This is a genomic window from Klebsiella sp. OBRC7 (assembly GCF_000293135.1).
Lineage (GTDB): Bacteria > Pseudomonadota > Gammaproteobacteria > Enterobacterales > Enterobacteriaceae > Klebsiella > Klebsiella michiganensis.
The window spans coordinates 1-18,677 of the sequence record NZ_ALNJ01000061.1 but is presented as its reverse complement, the minus strand read 5'-3'; the positions used below and the strand labels follow the sequence as shown (position 1 = coordinate 18,677).

Below are 18,677 nucleotides of genomic sequence, written 5' to 3'. Positions count from 1 at the left end.
TGACTTTATGCACTACTCATAATCAAGCTTAGCCCTCAAGGATCTCATTCATTAGTATAATCAAATTTGGTTTTACAGAGCACCTCATTTGCAAGATAAGGACCGCTTTTATGCCGCCGTTCGACTTCTGATATTAAGTGTAATTTTTTCTTGGCTCTTGAACACAATACGTACAACAGCCTCTTAGACTGCTGCTCATCTTCATCAAATCGTGGGATAATCCCCTGCAACAATCCAAAAGCAATGACACAATCAAATTCTAGCCCCTTGGCTGAATGCACTGTAGTAACTGTCACACCTGATTTTTTATCAAACATTTTTTTATAGTGTTCAGTTTTTGTCAGTACTCCCAAACCTTCAATCTCCAGTTTCTCCTTTCTTTTTTGTGCAGAAGCAAAAAATGCATTGTATGATTCGCTAAACTCTTCGTTTTGCATAATATCAAAATCAAAATACGCTGAACTCTCATTAAAAAAAGCTTTCAGATAGTCTAGCCCATCTATTTCTCGCACATTCAATGAGTTACAATACCTTAAAAAATTCTTAACCTCGGTTGATTCATTTTTCAAAATAAAACCAGCTTCATTCAACTGTGTTAGCAACTCACTAGCATAATAAATCCTTGTCAAATAATTTTTAGGCGAGGACGGAGTTAAAGCAATTCTTGCAAACTTATACCAAAGACTTTCCCTGTTTAATGAGATAGGTGTGACACCAGGGCCATTGAAAGCAATGTCAGGCATTAATGCCATTAAGCGCCGTGTTATTTCAGATAAATGAAACCACCATGGAGCAATAATACAAATATCGGATTGTGATATCCCATCACTTATGGCGGAGTAAACTAATTCCTTTACATAATCATCTAACTTTTCAATACTGCAACCTTTATTAAAAGTCACTTTTGAATCATAACCTCTAAATTCACCAACTGCTTTAAATGGCTGCCCAGAAATTGTTCTAAATAACGAAAAAAAGTCAACAATAGATTGGCTTGACCGATAATTGTCATTCAAATAAAGTAAATTAAAATCAATCCCAGATCTAGCGCGAAAATTTTCAAAACTTAATGCAACTCCTCCCATGGAATTAAATATCGCCTGATTGGGATCTCCTACAAAAAATAAGCGACAGGTATTTCCCCTTGACTTTGCCAAAGGAAAAAGCAATTCATATTGTAGGATTTGGGTGTCTTGATATTCATCCACAAGGATGAGATTGAATATTCTCGAAAGGTTTAAAGCAATCGATTTATATTGAACCAAAAGCAAATAAGAAAAATATATAACCTGATCAAAATCTATTAAATCGTTAGATTTAAGATGACTATAATACTCTTCTACTGCCTTCCTATTGTTAACCCCCTTAACTTTCAAACCTCTTTCATTCCACCCAAAATTAGTTTTGAAAATACTACAGGAATGTTTATCGCAAAACCTTTGCTTCAATTCATCAGCATCATGCGGGTCAATAATCCTATACCCAAACCTTATATCTTCGCAGAATCCTGAATAAGGTTTAAGAATCCACCTCAAGCAAAAAGAATGAATTGTGCCAATCCATAATCTGTCTAGTGAAATACCCATTTCGACAATTCTTTTCTTTATTTCATCAGCAGCATTGTTAGTATAAGTAATTGCAACAACAAAGCGATCATCTGTTTTGGACGAAAGCTTATGAGCTATTTTATAAACCAAAGTTCTTGTCTTGCCTCCCCCTGGACAAGCCATCACAACAGCATCTTTATCAAATAGAACAGCATCTATCTGTTTTTCATTTAAAAACTCTCTAAGGAAAAGTCTATCCATTTTAGATCATCCTTAAAAGATTATCATGTTTCCCAAAAGCCTTTGAATACAAATCTTTTATTAACTGCCTTTTAATTGCTCTCTTGCTCTGAGTCAGCAAGTTAATTATTTGATCAATGCATTCCAATTCTTCTGATTTTGAAGAATCAAGATAAAACTGTTTACGATAAAGCAGAACAACAAGTAATGTTGACTTATTAAATTTTCCGATAGAGAAGGACAACGCGTCTAGTATATATTCCGGAATCAGAACATTATGATCTATTTTTTCAGCAAGAGCCAGTGCTAACCATCCTTTACCAGCATATTTAGCAACGGACAAAACCTTGTCTCCATAAACCTCCACATTCTCAGTTCTAAGGTCTGCTTCAATGCTTTTAATTTTGCTTTTATGAGTGTATATATCATTAAGAACATCAATGACGTATTCTTCATTACCGTAATAATTCAGAAAATCAACTTCAAAAGTATGTTCAGCATAAAATGGCTTAACATATTCATTATGTTGACAGAATATGTCTAGTAATGCCTTCCTTTCCTTTCCTATTTTATCAGAGCCTAATGCTTTTCTTTTTTTTGTTTTTATTACCTTACTGTCTTTTTTACTTATTTCACTATAAATTGAACTGTCAAGGTCAGTTATGATTGCACAGCGCCTTCTAAGTCTTTTATTATGAAATATATTGGCGACATTTTTAAAACCCGTACTTCCAACATTTACAATAGTAACGCCTAACTCATCCAAAGTTAACCCAAAGAATTTAGAGAATAATGCAGGAATCATTATCTCTTCCGCATCTCCTTCAACTAAAATAACTTTCTTTGCAAATAAAAGATTACTTCTTTTAGCATCCAAATATCTTTCAAGTTTATGGATTTCTTCGACTGTTAATCCTGTTGATGGCTGGCACACATCTACATAATCTTTACCTTCTGCTTTTGATATTATGTTAACCTTACTTACCTTAGAGGCTTCAGATATTTGCGTTGAGTGTGTAGAATATAAAATTTGCGTATTTTCAAAATTTAATTTTTTAAATAGAGCTTTTTGTATATGTGTATGTAAATGAGCCTCCGGTTCTTCAATTAAGATGAAATTCGCAACTTTCCCTTTATTTACAAGATACTTATACTTCAAAATTTTTAGGGTCAAATATAAAAGGTTAGCTCCCCCAAGACTCATATCACTGATAGTACCATCAAAATTTTTAGAGCCTTCACTAATATTCAATGTTAATGACTTAAGTAGTTCCTCAGGTTCATCTGGAAGTTGTGACTTAATCGTCAATTTAGTAGGTGAGAAAGCCTCACCTACCGTCTCTCTAATTGTTGAATGAATTCCTTTAGAAACATCAATTACATCAGGAAGACTTTCAATATCCTTATTTAAAGAAATAACATTCTCAATTATTTTTTCATAGTCTTCATTGTTTAAAGTTTCACTTTTAATCTCTAACAACTCTAAAAGTGGATTCCTTTTATTACCATTAAAATCCTGTATAACATCTCTTAATGCCTTTATAAAAGTAAAAGAAATGTCCTTTGATAAAGACATTTGCTTGTTTATGATCCAACCTATATTTTTGCTATCAATTTTACTCGGAAATACAACTTTATCAAAATCACCTACAATCTTTAAATACGAATCTTCATTGTAAAAATTGGCAAAACTTCTTCCGGTAAATACAGTCTCATAGTCATCTATTGAAATATTATTTCTAACGTCAATTAATGCAGCCTTGTCACCAACAGGTAACCTTGCCAATTCCAACCTCTTTGATATTCCGGGTCTAAATATAAGGTTATACGAAGCCTCAGTAACATCATTTTCAGAATCAACTTCTACCCCCCCACCTTCATGAAGGAAAATGGATTGAACAGATTCATCGTGCGATATATCCCTGAATTTAATATTAATTATTATCCAGTGCCCCCTCCAGTCTTCTAAATCATGGCTAAAATCGCTGACTCCTAACTTATAGGCTCTAAATAGCATTTCATCGTCAAGCAACAGTCTTATAGCCCTAAATAAATTACTTTTCCCAGTGCCATTCTCACCAATTATAGTATTAATATCTTTATCAAAAACAAATCTGCTGCGTTTGAAATTCCTATAATTTACCAGAACCAATTCTGATATGTACATATCAACTCATCCTTAAAATATAATCGGAATAAAAAGTCAGTGTTTTTTTCTTTGTTCAAAGTATACAGCATGATTATATATGTCACGGATAGCATTTTTATCTACATGAGCTAGATGGATTTCAATCCATTCAGAATTAAATCCATTATCATGTAATATTGTTGACATCATATGCCTAAAGCCATGACCGTTTAATTTTCCAGCATAGCCAACACGTTTGATCACTTGATTGATGCTAGCCTCACTCATTGGCTTATTCGGATCGTTTCGCCCCGGAAAAAACATAATGATAGTTCCCTGTCATGACTTTTAGTTCATTGAGTAAATCTAACTCCTGAGTCGACAATGGCACAAGGTGTGCCTTACGCATTTTCATCCTTTCAGCAGGAATTTCCCAAATAGCGTTATCTAGATCAAATTCTGACCATAATGTCGCACGTAATTCGATGGTCCTTACACCCGTAATCATCAGTAATTTCGTGGCAATCAGGACACGCCGACCTCCGGTGTAACAATCCAAAGCACGCAGAAAATCTGGTATTTCATCAGCTTTTAGGAAAGGGAGTGATTGGATTGGTGTACATCGAGGGCACTAGAAAGATCCGCTGCAGGGTTAAACTCAGCCTTTCCACATTAGCAATGACAGCCCTTGCCCATCTCTAAAATGTATAGGCTTTAGTTTCAGGCTTAGCGCGGCGAATCTGCATATCGTTTAAAGGCATGTGTATAGGAATCCAAGACCGAACAGGAACATATACACAATCCTATACACATTCAGTGCCGGATTCTACTGGACGGTTACGGACGACTATGGACTAAAAAACGTTATAAATCAGATGATTTACGGAATAATACGGACGGTTGAGGAACTTGAAATGGTGCGATAATAGGAATGAAACCTAGCTCACAAACTACTGATAAAGATGAATATTTCATGTTTCGAATAATCACATGCCCCCAATAATGCCCCCACTATCACCGAAGCTCAAAAACACGCATAACATATGCACCAATGCCCCTATCATCCCGAATCTGGTTTTGGGCGAGCTTGTAGCTAATGGTATGCCATTTAGTAGAAACATCTGGTCCGTTTAGAATTGAAGCACTTCAAGCTATAGCTATACCTCTACACTTCAAAGAAGATGAAATACGCCAGCGCTCTTCAAGTCCTATAGATTCTTCTTGCGATATCACTCTATGTACGTATGTCCTCTGATTGCCGAGGCAAGATACTTCAATAGTTTTCTGGCAACTCAAAAGCGAGCACTCAAAATCCCCTGCAAAAGCTTTTTGCCATTACCTTGATGATTTAATGAAGGTAAGAACCTTATAGCTTCAAAAGGGATAAAGAGGTTGAAATCGCTTAAAAAATGATCAATTTTGTTGGGGGTTTGTTCGCTTTTGACTGGTCGGAGAAAGTGTAATGGGTGATGAAAGTCAGAAAAATCATAAAATTAGAGTCGCTCAGTATCTGAGGATGTCCACAGACCATCAACAATTCTCAATCGACAATCAGGCTCTTTATCTAAAAAAATATGCAGAAGATCACAATATGGTGATTGTAGAAACTTATGATGATGAAGGTAAAAGCGGAGTCTCCGCTTCAGGTAGAAAAAACTTCAACAGACTAATAGAAGATGTCGTTACAGGAAGAGTAAAAATAGAAGCTGTTCTTGTTTATGATGTCAGTCGATTTGGTCGATGGCAAGATAATGATGAGGCAGGGCATTATAGTTATCTACTGAAATATCATGGGGTTAGGATTATTTATTGTGCTGAGAACTTACCAGATGAATCGCCTGAAATCCAAATGCTTACACTTCCTGCTCTTAGATATGCTGCTGGAGCTTTCAGTAGGAATCTTTCAGTAAAAGTTTTTGCGGGACACGTAAACCTTGTTAAAAGGGGATACTATCAGGGAGGAATACCAGGATATGGATTAAGAAGAAAGTTAATTGATAATAACAATAGACCAAAAATGATACTTTGTCCTGGTGAAAGAAAGAGCTTGCAAACTGACCGAGTAGTTCTTACCCCTGGTACAAAAAAAGAAATAAAGCTGGTAAAAAAGATATTTAATATGTTTATTTTTGATGGATTAAATGAATATCTTATCGCAACAAAACTAAACAGAGAGGGGTATGCATATAGTGATAAAACAGAATGGAACAGGAGCAGAATACATTCAATTCTAATTAATATTCGCTACACAGGGAAATACACTTATAATCGTACTTCACAGAAATTGAACGCCCAAAGAATTCAGAATCCACAAGAAGAGTGGATCGAATATGATTCATTTTTTAAGCCTATAATTTCACCAGAGAAATTTAGATTAGCTAAAGAAATCATTGATAATCGTTCAAAAAAAATGACCAATGAAGAAATACTTAATTTTTTGAAAAAAAGTTCTCATTAAACATGGTAAAATTTCAGGTTTTATTATCGATGAAGATGATAATGGTCCGTCGAGTAGTGTCGTAGCAAGTCGTTTTGGTGGGCTTTTGAATGCCTATAAACTCATCAATTACACACCAGAAAGAGATTATCGATTTATAGAAATAAACTCAGCCTTAAGGGTTAAACATGCCGACACTATTAAGACAATATGCAAGGAAATTACAAATAGTGAAGTAACAATATCTGAAAACAAACTCATTACGATCAATAAAAGCTTAACCTTTACCATAATACTTGCACGCTGTAGAAAAACCTCTACAGATAAATGCAGATGGATTGTGAGATTAGACAGAAGCATTAATTCTGACATCAACATAATTGTAAGGATGAATAGTCTTAATAGCGTCCCCCTTGATTACTATATCCTCCCTTCTATTGATTCATTTGAAAATGAATTAAACCTAAAAGAAAATAACAGCCTTCTCTTTGAGATGTATCGATTCGACGATATCAACATATTTTTTAAAATGCTTTCGACCAATAAAAAGGAAGTAGCTTAAATGAAAGATGATCAAATCCACATGATTAAGATATCCGACATAAAAGTAGTCATCCCACGTTCACGAAATAAACTTCGACATTCGGAAATTACTGAAAGTATCGACACAAGTGGACTGAGAAAGCCAATAACCGTACGTCGAATCGTGGACAAAAAGTATCAATTCGCTTTAATTTGTGGTCAAGGAAGGCTCGAATCATTGACAGCTTTAGGAGAAGAATTAACACCAGCAATCGTACTTGATATAGATGAAAACAAAGCCTACATAATGAGTCTGGTTGAAAATATGGCAAGAGTAGTTCCTCGTGCTGGTGAACAGTTCCAACGTATAAAGGAAATGACAGAGCAAGGATTAACCAATAAGGAAATATCTAACTCGACTGGATTATCATTACACTGGATAACAAGTCTGACAATGCTTATCAGTAAAGGTGAAAATAAATTATTATCCGCTGTAGAATCAGGAAGCATACCTATCTCGCTTGCTGTTGAGATTGCAAGAGTCGATTTTGAAGGTGGTCAGGAATTGTTAATTAAAGCATTTGATAAAGGTCTAATAAAACACAAAGATGTAGGAAAAATACGTGAAATACTTGACTCACGAGATGAAGGCTTGAAAGGATACCTAAATAATAACTTTGGGATAACAAAGAAAAAGAAAAAAATGACTACAGATGAATTAAAAAAAATCTATCAAGATAACATTTCTCAGCACAGAAAGATTAAAAACAAAGCAGAATACGTTGAGATGAATTTGTTGATAGCAAATCAAATCTTTAAAGAACTTGTCAATGATGAGGAGTTTTTACGAATATTAGATGAAGAAAGCCTAAATGAAGTAGTAAATATTATATTTAAAAACACGACCAATTGAGGTGCAAAATGATTAAATATTGCTTTAGTGAAAAAACAATCACTTTCAAATTATCTGATCTTGTTCATACTAAAAAGCTGCCTACTAACTTCAAAAATAGTAAAAAATATTCCCAGATCAAAAGCACCATATCAGCGTTGGGACTTGTTGAACCGATATTAATTTACATCGATCAAAGTGATAAAACTGCTAAAATAATCGATGGACACCTTAGAGTCGAAGCACTAAAAGATATTGGGGAAGATAAAGCAAACTGCCTAATTTCAACTACATATGATACTTATACACCGAACAAAAAAGTTAACCGTATAACAATTATACAAATACAGAGAATGCTGAAAGAAGCTGTAAGAGTGGGAGTGCCTGAAGAAATGTTATGTACATCATTAAATATAAGTATAGATTCTCTAAGAACCAACATGTCCGTATTGAAAGGGATATGCCCTCAAGTAGTTGATTTATTTAATGATAAAGATATTCCCATAAATACTTTTAGAGTTTTAAAAAGAATGGTTCCTTTCAGACAAATAGAATGTGCTAATTTAATGATAAGGTTTGATAATTACTCAAAACTTTTTGCTGAGTCTCTATATCATAGTTCCTCCCCTGAGTTGTTAATTGACAAAACTAAAAATAATATAGATACAAAAACTGGTAATAGAAAAGCTATTGAACGACTTGAGAAAGAAATGGCTCAGGTTCATTTTGACACGCAATCAATACAAGAGAGTTATGGCTCAAATAGCTTGAAACTGACAATTCTCATTTCTCACATTAAAAAACTTCTTGAGAACCCTAAAATATTTCACTGGCTCCTTAGGAACAAAAATGAATACCTTAATGAACTGACTAAAATCTCTGACATTGATAAATTAAATTGAATCTTATTTTTTTTGGGGTTTACAAATTTTCTTTTTATAAATTGTGGGGTCTACATCTATCTTGCAGATCCTAACTTCGTATCCGAAATTAGAAATAGTTTTATTAAAATTCTTCAAATTTATCTTAGAAAACAAAGGCAAGTCATCTGGGAGGTTTTTACTTGTGGCAATCGCGAAAACTATTTTGTATTTCTGAGCCTCTGGCCTTAATGTATGGTCAGCTAATTTTATATGCGCTGGCAATTTTTCATTAAGCTTCCATCGAAATTCAGAATCGCTTATGAAAAGTTCAGAGCTTATAAATCCTTGTGAAAATAGATGGCTCATGCTTTGCGCACCGCTATAATATTTCACATGAATAAAATCAGTTGCACCTCTAATAATATCGCAAAATTCAATTTTACTTCGCCCACCACCATGATATATGAACTTTTGATCCATATGAGTAAAGCTTTGATCAGCAAGACAAGTTTCTTTATTGTATTGCTCTTCTCTTTTATAAGAATAAATCGGGAATTTGTCGGCTTCCTCATACAGCTTAATTCGTTTAATTTCATTATCAATGGTGGAAACAAACTTTCTATCAGCCACGTACCAAATTGAATCTCTCAGGATATAGTTTTGATCACCTTCCTTTATCTCAGCATACAGACATCTATAAAGAGACCATTTTTTTAAAGACTGATAATCTGCATCTAAAACATGCAAACTGCTTCCTTTGAGATCATTTAAAGTAATTTCAATCTTTTTGCTTTCAAAATACTCACAAATATGACTAACCGACAAACTTTCATAAATCATGCTTCTTTGCCGCTTCTCAAAACAATAGCCTATCTGATTCTCCCAATCTACAATTTCAGGTTCACCCAGCCATATGTCATTAAAATCTTTTGCTTTTATTAAATCGACCAGAATTGAATCAAGTATCTCAACTTCTGCTTCATCTGCCTCTTTTATATTATTAACCCATTCAAACTCTTCAGGGAGAGGCTGAGAATAAATGGAGTCTATTTTATTTAACAACTCCGGGATGGATTTCAGGTCAATATCAGGCATAATTACAAATGCATCTTTACCCGTTATTTTATTACCTAAAACATCTTCAGTGGAAGTCCCTGTCAGAGTGGTAAGTATATCCATCTCGGAATCAATTTTAAGGTTAAAAATATCAACCTCTTTACTACTTTGACTACGAGTTAATAGATTTGTTTCATTATGGCTGCCTTTATCCAAACTACGAATTTTGTTATGTTCAATACAATTAAGTGTAGTTTTAAGACCAAAACCTTTGACAATACTATTATCATTAATTAAGTGATGCCCTGTCCCGAAAGGAATTAGATATCTTGAGTTATTCATTTCAACAACCAAGACTGCACCAGTGCTACTATTTTTCCCGAAGAAATTATGATCCAATTCTGGCTTTTGGCTTGTAAATAAAGTTGTCCACTCAGGAGGCTTGGGATCTAAGAATTGTTTTGCATACAAATACACCCTAGCCTCATCTATGTTGAACTCAATCGGATTTCTCACTCTCTCCAAATTCAAAACTTTTTCAATATCATCATTGAATCTTTTTGCTTTATATATTGAGAGTTTAATCTTCATTTCATTCCATCCTGAAATCTTTAGCGGGCCAGAATATTTAACGAGTTCAATAATTGAGTATCCAGTGTTTCAGTTGCAGGCGTTGGTAGTCCCTTCGCAATTCGGTAATTTTTTATAGACTGCCTTGTGGAGGGCCCCATTATGCCGTCAATATTCCCGTTGTAATAACCGTTGTCCAGCAAAGCGAATTGAACCCGCATGATTAAGCGCTTACGCTTCTCTGTACCAGAAGTAAGCCCATTACTTGCACGGTTAGCTTCTGTAGTTCCAACTGAATTCGTAGTAGTAGAGTTAACATTGTCGTTAGAACGAAGCGAACGCACAGAGGAAGAGGACGATGAGGAACTTGTTCCTGAACTTGAAGACCCAGATGAACTTGGTGAGCTGTATGTTTTTGGATAATAAGGAGTGCTGCCACCATAGTACCCGCCACCTGATGATGAACGGTGAGAACTATGGCTCCGATGGGAGCTATGACTGCGATGCCCTGCAATGTAGAATGGAACTTCGGTGTTAAGTGGTGCGATCACTAAATCATGTTCATTAAGAGTCATACCAGGCAAATCACTTGCTCCGGTAGATGAATCACTTGCCCATACAGAATTATTGAGTGCTAAAAATCCCGGAAGTAGAGCAGCAAAATTAAATTTTTTCATAAAATTGGTCTCGGTGGTTGATGAAAACGGCCTGTTGAGGAACTGAAATAACCAGCACAGGAAGACTTCTGAGTGCATTCATCACATTCTTTAGGATAGTAATTTTTCCAATCAGAGATCGACTGAGTGGCAAGCTCCCAAGCTCTTTCAGGAAGATGACACAAAGGATAATTAAAAATTGTTAAAGGTATGCCTGACCTGCGTGCAGCGTCTATTGCAGAGGTTATTTTCTCACTATAACTGCTGTGCTCAATGAAGATTGTTGACCAGTTCTTTCGCGCCCAACCGATAGATTCCAGCCCCATAAGGGAAATCTGATTGATGTTGGAGAACACACGGCCAACGAACTCTACAATATCATCCAATTCTGTATAGTTAACCAGTGTCGGAATAACTCTAAGTTCGATATTAATCCCTGAGTTTCCTGCATTGATTAACCCCTTAACCGTTTCATTAAATGCGCCATCACTCCCTACCAGATGATCATGCACAAGTGGTCTTGATGAGTAGAGCGGGATACCAAAGGTGATTTTGATCTTTTTGCTTCGCTTTGCCATTTCCTGAGTAAAGTTGATATCAGCAAATTTGCGTCCGTTTGTTAAAACATGCAAAGCAGTATCTGGTGAATTCTCGATGATAAAATCAATGAAGTGAAGGAAATCATCTCCATACAGCAAAGGTTCTCCACCGCTGACCCCAACAACTCCATCCAAACCAAATGAAGCTATAGCAAGAGCTGATTGGGTAAGTAGCCAGTCATCATTTGATTTCTTAGGTGGCTGCGAACAAAACAGACACAAGTTATTGCAGCGTTCCGTTACTAAGACAGTATTATGATTGGCTCTGCGGGACAGAATTACGCGTATCATATTGCCATTGTTGATTATCCCAATATCTCCATCTTCAATTGACTCATATAATTCAGTGCTAATAACAGAGAAATCAAAGCATGGTTGAATGGCATCATTATTGCCTTCAGCAACTACCAGCAAATTGGGCAAAAAGAATAAAGGGTTCACTGGTTTTTGTTTGCATAACCGATAGAACCCCGTGGGCACATTCTTTTTTGAAGCAAAATGAAAGATATCGTTCCTGATAACCTCAGACATATGCCCATCCTTTTAGCATCTCAGCCTTCGGACCACCTTCTGAGATGCAGTTCATCAGATACCTGAACATCCCCTTGTGATACTGACAAAACGTTGAACGACTCCTATCACCGACAGGCTCACCCTGTACACTTATGTTCTGGCATGGATCTGCACCGCAAAATGGTTGATATGCACATGTATCACAACCTGGCAGAGCAAAATTGAACGATGAACTCAACACTGCGTTATAGTAAGGACTCTTAGAAAATGATAGCGTTTTAACCTCACCCGCACTGAACTCCGTTTCAGGGTTCACCTTCTGCAACATACGGCTCTCATCGCTACCATATACTCGACCATCATAATTGAAAAGAATACTGTTAAGCACGACCCCGCTTGGCGACTTTAAATCCGCATAACCACTAAAGCCGGGATTGAAGATCCTTTTCAGATGAATGGAGGCCGAATGTTCAACAACCCTTATCCCTTCTTTGTTGATCTTAAGAATTTCATCTATCAAAGAGGAATAGAAACTGAAGTATTCGTCCATAGAAAAGGTGAACGATGCTTTTTGTGCAAACCCATAGGGACTAACAGGTCGGATAAACATGTCCTTGAGGCCAAGAGATAAGTGAGCCTGGACAATCGATTCAGGGTGCCTGATAAGATCTTTAGTAACTGTAGTAACCGTTGCAACGCGATCAGCGCCTAAAGACCGTTTTATAGCCTCTACCCCTGACACTGTTCTACTGTAAGCAAGCCCATGACCAAGAATTCGATTACTGTTGTGAACAACTTCCTCACCATCAAGCGAAACAGAGAACGTTATGTTCCTGTCTCTCGACCATTCAAGCATATCCTCATTCAAGACAGACAGGCTTGATGCTACAACCATCTCAAAATCGGTGCTTCCCAGCGTTTCAACACATTGCTCATAGATAGACTGAATTAAATCGAACCGCAAGAGTGGCTCTCCACCCTGTATCTCTATCTTGTAAGGTGGTGTCGATAGTTTTTTGATAGTAGAAATGATATCAGGGATGAGAGCGGGATCTAGATCATAACCAGAGGCGTTCACGGAAGCTCTACTGACCTGACAATACTTGCAGGTATGGTCGCAACGTAATGTGGGCACAATCATGAAAATTGGCCTGACCGCCAGTTCATTCATCAATCGTTTTGCAAAAGCAGAACTTAAAGCATAGGGAGTTACAGCCGATGAGCTTTCGTTAGCTATAAATAGCTTGCTTTCTAGTGCGTTTGATTGCTCCGCACTGATTTGCTCATCAGAAAGATCAAGCAGCTCTTGCTCATTAATGAAGTGATGAAAGCCAGCGAGGTTGCTTATAAAAACCCGTCCATTAGGCAATCTGTCAAAATTGAATGGCATCAATTCCATTACGAAAGCCTTTCATCGACACTGCGAAGCACTTTATGGACAATAGAATCTCTCAACGCCCCCGTTTTATGCTGTAGTTTTTCTCGCAAAGCATAATCATTCAGCAGCCTCTCGAATTCATAGAGGCATTCGGGACTATCGTTTTCAAAAGAGATTGTCCAGGAGGATATATCTTCACAAAGTTTCCACTGAGTAAGAGAAGTCATCCAGTACAGGCTATTGCGTATAACCCATTCAGAATAAACATCTTTTTTTAACGTCCTTTCGCACATTGCCATTGCCTCACAAAACTAATAATCACAATCAGCAACCGCTTTAAAGCGGATTTTTCCTATAGAAATGAGGATACACCATTAAATTAATATGTTACAGGATGTTAGCATCTGAATGGCAATTACTAACGATGATCCGACCTGCCGAAGCGTCAACGACTTGCTGGGATGAGATCGACTTTGACGCAAAAGAATGGCGTATCCCTGCTGGTCGCATGAAGATGAAGCGTGAGCATATCGTTCCGCTTTCTGCGCAAGCTTTGGCTATTCTGGAAGTGATGAAGCCCATTAGTCAGCACAGAGATTATGTTTTCCCCGGCTACCGTAATCCACTTGAACCGATGAATAGCCAGACAGCGAACATGGCGCTTAAACGGATTGGCTTCAAAGACCTTCTAGTCGCTCATGGGATGAGAGCGATTGCCTCAACAGTGCTTAACGAGAGAGGCTTTCCACCAGACGTGATCGAGGCTGCGTTAGCACATATCGATACTTACGAAGTCAGGAGAGCCTACAATCGTGCTCAATACCTTGAACTGCGTAGAGAGATGATGCTCTGGTGAGGTGAGTATGTAGAAGCAGCATCCTTTGGAAACTCATCAATAAGTGTTATTGGCAAGTAAACCTCAACAGAAGGATATACCGATTAAAATCTTTAGCTGCTCTCATAATTGAACTTTCTCACATTTATGAGCAAGATAGTGAACATTTTGCATTTCAATCGCACTAAAAATGATTAGTATGTCTATGTAAGAATTCTGATTTATAGCTATGTTCAGTAAAATTTTCATAGGATAAAAAATGTCTAACATAGAGGAAACACTGCCAGAAAGTGCGATCAGTTCTTGGGGGGGGTTTGTTTACCAAGGGAAAGTAGCTCTTTATCACTGCCTGAAACTATTAACGGCAAAATCATTTCAACAGAGAATAATTGATAATTTTGAGTTGCAATTAGATAGCACAGATGACTTTGCTATTTATTGTGATGGCAAGGTGATATCAACTCATCAAGTGAAAGCAAAGCTATCGCAATATCGTTCTGAATATGTCAAAGCTATTTATAAAGCAGCATGTATAGCTACTGACTGTGATGAAAATACAATCAGATATTTTCATGTAGCTAAAGAACTTGATAATTTTGAAAATTATACAAGTAATGATGGGAAAATAGTGGAGTTTTACAGTTATGGCGATATTAAATACTGTTTACTATCAAAAATAAATGAATTGATTGATGAGCAAATTGAATTGTTTTTAGATACCAATAAGTTGATTAAAACAAAAAATTTAATTATTGAAAAATCCACTTTACTCTCAGAGCTAATAACTAATAAAGTAATTGTAATTCATAATTTAGTTCACAATGGACAAAAACAAGACTACGCAGCATATCATAATAGAATCGCAAGTAGCATTTTTTGGGAATTACTAATATCCCCCCCACTTAACCGGACAGACGAAATATATCAAGCATTATTAACCAAAGAAAAAATAACAAATATTATTGAAACTGAGTTCTATAATGACTTGGACGCTTTTAGCGTGAAGCAAATTGAATCGATATCAAACGTTTTCAGATTTATTTATAGCTTGAATTATAACTCTGCCATACAATTGCATACCTCTTTACAGCCTCACAGACAAAACAATGTTATAAATGAAGATGATGTCCGGGATTATCTTGATGTAGTATCAGCAATATCCCACATACCAAAACTAATGGGCTTGCCTCATTATTCTAAAAAAATAGATAAATATCTCCCAACAGCTTTGACAATTAGAGATGGAAGAAGACGAAACACTTCATTCCAAGAAGAGTTGAAAAATCACATAAGGGATAATGCTACACTTGCATCGTTGCTTTATGAATATAATAATATAATAGCCTATAAAGTATCAGATGATACGATAATTTCAGCAACCTCAGAAAAAATCACAAAAATTAACGACTCTAAAGAGAACAATAACCATATTGTTAGGGAATTTGATTTAAGGGTTATCTCTACTGATAAAGCAGAGGCGGAACTAAATGCTAAATAATTTTATAAAACAAGCTATTGAAGATCACCAATTTATAGAAGTTGAAAGTACGCTAGAAAATATTTCTTTTTTTAAAAAGGAGAAAGATGCATTACGTCGATATATAATAACCTACAGAACTGATAAACTTGAAGATGCGAGTTTCATTAATGAGTTAATTATTAACAACACCCCAACTGAACTTTTAGAAGCTCCAGCTTTTGCAAAAAACACTGATCTTATAATAGTTTTTCAACTCGACAAGCTTTCAAATTACAAGCAATATGAAAAAAGTATATTTGATATAGAAGAAAATGCTTATCATTTCAAAAAGTATGTATTGTATTATTCAAATGAAGAGAATCAATTAATTTCCGGGAAGAACTTTAATAATCTTAGAGCAGTTCTCTCAGATCATGAAGAATTCTCCACATATAAAGCAGATCCATCCCGACCCAGCCTGTATAACATGGCAGCTAGAATTTTCATTAAACTGCCTTTTTTAGAAATGCCTGATATAGAAAAGGATATTGTTCCAATTGATCTCCAAATCAACACGCTGGTAGATTCATTAAATTTATCTGAGATATATACTAAGATCAGCACAGCAAATAAACAAAGTGATGTAAATTTAGAAATGCTAATTGAGGAATTAGTAAATGAAGAACTGGAAACTATCAAAGCTGAGAATAAATAACTTCAAAGCGTTTGATAAAGTCGAATTCGATTTTGAGAGTTCTTCTTTGTTGACACTTGAAGGCCCTAATGGATATGGCAAAACAAGCGTATATGATGCTTTAGAGTTATTGTTTACAGGAAAAATAAAAAGAATTGTACAACTATGTGAAACAATAATGCCAGGAGGCATTAAAAATTATAGTGATAATCTTTTCTGGAACAAAACAAATGGAGAGGATGATATCGAAATCAGTGTCGAGATGTCGAATGATAATAATGAGAAACTTTACTTTTCACGCAGAGCACATGCAAAAGATTTAAAAATAATACAGAATAATAAAGCAGATAATTTTAGCATATTTAAACTCTATAAATTAGGTTTGTTAGACTCTTACGAAAACAGCACCTTAATTACACAAAATGAACTTGATGAAATATTAGGCGAAAAATTCACTGATAACTACAACTTTCTTAACTATCTTGAACAAGGACAGAGTTCATTTATTTTTGCTAACAGTATTAGGCAGCGAAAAAATGCTATCAGTGGTTTGATGAACGTTAGTGAACTAACTGAAATCATAAATTTATGTGGACGAGTTCAAAGTACATTGACGAGGAAATCAACCGGTCTGAATTTCATTCAAAAGAGGGATTCAATTACATCTCAAATTCAAGCGATAGGTGTACCAGGAACAAATGATAATAATCCTGTGCAGTATGAAAAAATATCAACTCATCTGACTACGCCGTCATGGGATGTTGAGAACCCTTCAATTTTTTCTGATATTGAAACAACAGAAAAAAATGAGAATAAAATTTCATTACTTAAAAAACTAATTACTAACAAAGAACAGCTTCGCGTAATTATTGATAATGCCAGAATAGAAAATTTCATAAGCAAAAATGAAAAGCTATTAACCGAGGTAATAAAAGTAGGACATCATATTGAAGCCTACCCGGAACTGGCTCAAAAGAATAAGATTAACAATGGGATGAATTTATCTTTAAGCATTTTGCGTAAGAAGGAAGATTCGATAAGTCAGGATGATACTGATAAAATCAAAGATAATACAAATATAAATATTATCGATTTTAAAAGACACTTACAACTTAGAGATAATTACAAAAAAGAAATAGGTGAGAAAAATGCTATTCTTGTAGAGATTAGCCAAGCAAGAAAGAAATTAATAGAAGAACATCAAAAGAAAACTTCTCTATCAGAAAAACATTGTCTTCTTTGTGGGCATGACTGGATCACAAAAGATCTGCTATTAGACGCAATCGATATTAAAAGTAAATCTTTAGAAAGTTTATTAGATAATGTAGGGAAACAGCTACAAGCCGAACTCGATGAAATAAAGCAATCTAAGGATGCTGAGATTCAGCGTTTGGTAGAAGCACAAACACAGCTTAAATTTGACAAAAAATTATTTGATAGTTTACAAAAGTCAGAAAGCATATTCGAAAAAATAAAAAAAATAAATGAAAGACTTTCTCAAATCGGAATGTCTTACCCGCAGACCTTTACAGATTTACCAGAAGAAATAGAATCAAGGAAACAATCATTAGTATCGTTGATACGTCAACAAAAGAAAAATGAGCTGATTTCACTTCCTGAAGGATGGGAATCAGTCTTGAATGAATCATTCGCTACACCAGATGATGTTTTCAACATAGACTTAGAACAGATAAATCGAAAAGATAAATATTTCTTATACAAAAAGAATGAAGCGAATAATCTTAAACTTAAAGCTTTAAAAAAAGAGCTTAACGATTTGTTAGATATGGATAAAGCCTTAACAAATGCTAAACAGAAAATTACCACATTAAAGGAACAACTCACTATACTAAACAAAGATTATTCTAAAAAAACCATCGCTGATATAGAGTTAACGTTCCATATTTATAGCGGTAGACTTATCCAAAACTATCAACGTGGCTTAGGGAAGGTGCGAACAAGTTCCTGATATGAGATCATCATATTCATCCGGAGCGCATCCCAGAGGGACATCATGAGCCATCAACTCACCTTCGCCGATAGTGAATTCAGCACTAAGCGCCGTCAGACCCGAAAAGAGATTTTCCTCTCCCGCATGGAGCAGATTCTGCCATGGCAGAATATGACCGCTGTCATCGAGCCGTTTTATCCCAAGGCGGGCAATGGCCGACGGCCCTATCCGCTGGAGACCATGCTGCGTATTCACTGCATGCAGCATTGGTACAACCTGAGCGACGGTGCCATGGAAGATGCCCTGTACGAAATCGCCTCCATGCGCCTGTTTGCCC

General features: G+C 35.8%; 14 protein-coding genes and 2 pseudogenes. 8 read left to right on the top strand and 8 right to left on the bottom strand.

Going from position 1 to position 18,677, the window contains the following annotated elements; genetic code table 11:
* Positions 1–44: 44 nt before the first annotated feature.
* The 3 genes and pseudogenes from HMPREF1144_RS12555 to HMPREF1144_RS12545 all read right to left on the bottom strand — a co-directional run.
* Positions 45–1,808, bottom strand: a complete 1,764-nt coding sequence (locus HMPREF1144_RS12555; protein ID WP_009652948.1) for a UvrD-helicase domain-containing protein — start codon at positions 1,806–1,808, stop codon at positions 45–47.
* Position 1,809: 1 nt separating this feature from the next.
* Entirely contained in the window at positions 1,810–3,954 is a 2,145-nt protein-coding gene (locus HMPREF1144_RS12550; RefSeq protein WP_009652951.1) for an AAA family ATPase, read from the bottom strand.
* 1 nt (position 3,955) lies between these two features.
* A pseudogene (locus HMPREF1144_RS12545) lies at positions 3,956–4,584 on the bottom strand (tyrosine-type recombinase/integrase); the annotation flags it as partial.
* A gap of 793 nt (positions 4,585–5,377) precedes the next feature.
* On the opposite strand from HMPREF1144_RS12545, the gene HMPREF1144_RS33630 reads away from it, so the two are divergent.
* The 3 genes from HMPREF1144_RS33630 (at position 5,378) to HMPREF1144_RS12530 (ending at position 8,668) form a co-directional block, all read left to right on the top strand.
* Positions 5,378–6,373 (top strand): recombinase family protein, encoded by a 996-nt coding sequence (locus tag HMPREF1144_RS33630; RefSeq protein WP_009652941.1) that lies wholly within the window; start codon positions 5,378–5,380, stop codon positions 6,371–6,373.
* Positions 6,374–6,914: 541 nt separating this feature from the next.
* A complete protein-coding gene (locus tag HMPREF1144_RS12535) occupies positions 6,915–7,787 on the top strand; it encodes a ParB N-terminal domain-containing protein (RefSeq protein ID WP_042927645.1) in 873 nt (290 codons plus the stop codon).
* A gap of 8 nt (positions 7,788–7,795) precedes the next feature.
* Positions 7,796–8,668: a plasmid partitioning protein RepB C-terminal domain-containing protein gene (locus HMPREF1144_RS12530; protein ID WP_009652943.1), complete on the top strand. Its 873-nt coding sequence runs from the start codon at positions 7,796–7,798 to the stop codon at positions 8,666–8,668.
* A 3-nt stretch (positions 8,669–8,671) separates the two neighbouring features.
* Here the strand turns inward: HMPREF1144_RS12530 and HMPREF1144_RS12525 are convergent, their stop codons facing one another.
* The 5 genes from HMPREF1144_RS12525 to hxsD are packed head-to-tail and all read right to left on the bottom strand — an operon-like array spanning position 8,672 to position 13,694.
* A complete protein-coding gene (locus HMPREF1144_RS12525) occupies positions 8,672–10,276 on the bottom strand; it encodes a TIGR04141 family sporadically distributed protein (RefSeq protein WP_001737750.1) in 1,605 nt (534 codons plus the stop codon).
* A 20-nt stretch (positions 10,277–10,296) separates the two neighbouring features.
* Positions 10,297–10,932, bottom strand: a complete 636-nt coding sequence (hxsA, locus tag HMPREF1144_RS31425) for a His-Xaa-Ser repeat protein HxsA (protein WP_071532260.1) — start codon at positions 10,930–10,932, stop codon at positions 10,297–10,299.
* The gene (hxsC, locus tag HMPREF1144_RS12515; protein ID WP_009652949.1) at positions 10,929–12,041 is read right to left on the bottom strand and encodes a His-Xaa-Ser system radical SAM maturase HxsC; all 1,113 of its coding nucleotides are present in this window, start codon (positions 12,039–12,041) and stop codon (positions 10,929–10,931) included. The genes hxsA and hxsC overlap by 4 nt, the downstream gene beginning before the upstream one ends.
* Complete coding sequence (gene hxsB / locus HMPREF1144_RS12510) at positions 12,034–13,422, bottom strand: His-Xaa-Ser system radical SAM maturase HxsB (protein ID WP_009652933.1); 1,389 nt, start codon at positions 13,420–13,422, stop codon at positions 12,034–12,036. The genes hxsC and hxsB overlap by 8 nt, the downstream gene beginning before the upstream one ends.
* Positions 13,422–13,694 carry a His-Xaa-Ser system protein HxsD gene (hxsD, locus tag HMPREF1144_RS12505; RefSeq protein ID WP_000333418.1) on the bottom strand — a complete coding sequence of 91 codons (273 nt, stop codon included), beginning with the start codon at positions 13,692–13,694 and terminating at the stop codon, positions 13,422–13,424. Before hxsD ends, hxsB begins: the two co-directional genes overlap by 1 nt.
* Positions 13,695–13,807: 113 nt before the next feature.
* Between hxsD and HMPREF1144_RS12500 the strand changes: the two are divergent.
* The 5 genes and pseudogenes from HMPREF1144_RS12500 to HMPREF1144_RS12480 all read left to right on the top strand — a co-directional run.
* A pseudogene (locus HMPREF1144_RS12500) lies at positions 13,808–14,257 on the top strand (tyrosine-type recombinase/integrase); the annotation flags it as partial.
* A 238-nt stretch (positions 14,258–14,495) separates the two neighbouring features.
* A complete protein-coding gene (locus HMPREF1144_RS12495) occupies positions 14,496–15,734 on the top strand; it encodes an ABC-three component system protein (RefSeq protein ID WP_009652936.1) in 1,239 nt (412 codons plus the stop codon).
* On the top strand, positions 15,724–16,410 hold the full coding sequence (locus HMPREF1144_RS12490; protein WP_009652947.1) for an ABC-three component system middle component 1: 687 nt from the start codon (positions 15,724–15,726) through the stop codon (positions 16,408–16,410). Before HMPREF1144_RS12495 ends, HMPREF1144_RS12490 begins: the two co-directional genes overlap by 11 nt.
* Positions 16,373–18,358: an AAA family ATPase gene (locus HMPREF1144_RS12485; protein WP_009652938.1), complete on the top strand. Its 1,986-nt coding sequence runs from the start codon at positions 16,373–16,375 to the stop codon at positions 18,356–18,358. Before HMPREF1144_RS12490 ends, HMPREF1144_RS12485 begins: the two co-directional genes overlap by 38 nt.
* 45 nt (positions 18,359–18,403) lie before the next feature.
* A partial coding sequence (locus HMPREF1144_RS12480) for an IS5/IS1182 family transposase (protein ID WP_009652935.1) occupies positions 18,404–18,677 on the top strand: 274 nt, incomplete at its 3' end.

Coding starts and splice junctions, on each gene's coding strand:
- HMPREF1144_RS12555 (WP_009652948.1), bottom strand. CDS start 1,808: ATGGATAGACTTTTCCTTAGAGAGTTTTTAAATGAAAAACAGATAGAT.
- HMPREF1144_RS12550 (WP_009652951.1), bottom strand. CDS start 3,954: ATGTACATATCAGAATTGGTTCTGGTAAATTATAGGAATTTCAAACGC.
- HMPREF1144_RS33630 (WP_009652941.1), top strand. CDS start 5,378: ATGGGTGATGAAAGTCAGAAAAATCATAAAATTAGAGTCGCTCAGTAT.
- HMPREF1144_RS12535 (WP_042927645.1), top strand. CDS start 6,915: ATGAAAGATGATCAAATCCACATGATTAAGATATCCGACATAAAAGTA.
- HMPREF1144_RS12530 (WP_009652943.1), top strand. CDS start 7,796: ATGATTAAATATTGCTTTAGTGAAAAAACAATCACTTTCAAATTATCT.
- HMPREF1144_RS12525 (WP_001737750.1), bottom strand. CDS start 10,276: ATGAAGATTAAACTCTCAATATATAAAGCAAAAAGATTCAATGATGAT.
- hxsA (WP_071532260.1), bottom strand. CDS start 10,932: ATGAAAAAATTTAATTTTGCTGCTCTACTTCCGGGATTTTTAGCACTC.
- hxsC (WP_009652949.1), bottom strand. CDS start 12,041: ATGTCTGAGGTTATCAGGAACGATATCTTTCATTTTGCTTCAAAAAAG.
- hxsB (WP_009652933.1), bottom strand. CDS start 13,422: ATGGAATTGATGCCATTCAATTTTGACAGATTGCCTAATGGACGGGTT.
- hxsD (WP_000333418.1), bottom strand. CDS start 13,694: ATGTGCGAAAGGACGTTAAAAAAAGATGTTTATTCTGAATGGGTTATA.
- HMPREF1144_RS12495 (WP_009652936.1), top strand. CDS start 14,496: ATGTCTAACATAGAGGAAACACTGCCAGAAAGTGCGATCAGTTCTTGG.
- HMPREF1144_RS12490 (WP_009652947.1), top strand. CDS start 15,724: ATGCTAAATAATTTTATAAAACAAGCTATTGAAGATCACCAATTTATA.
- HMPREF1144_RS12485 (WP_009652938.1), top strand. CDS start 16,373: ATGAAGAACTGGAAACTATCAAAGCTGAGAATAAATAACTTCAAAGCG.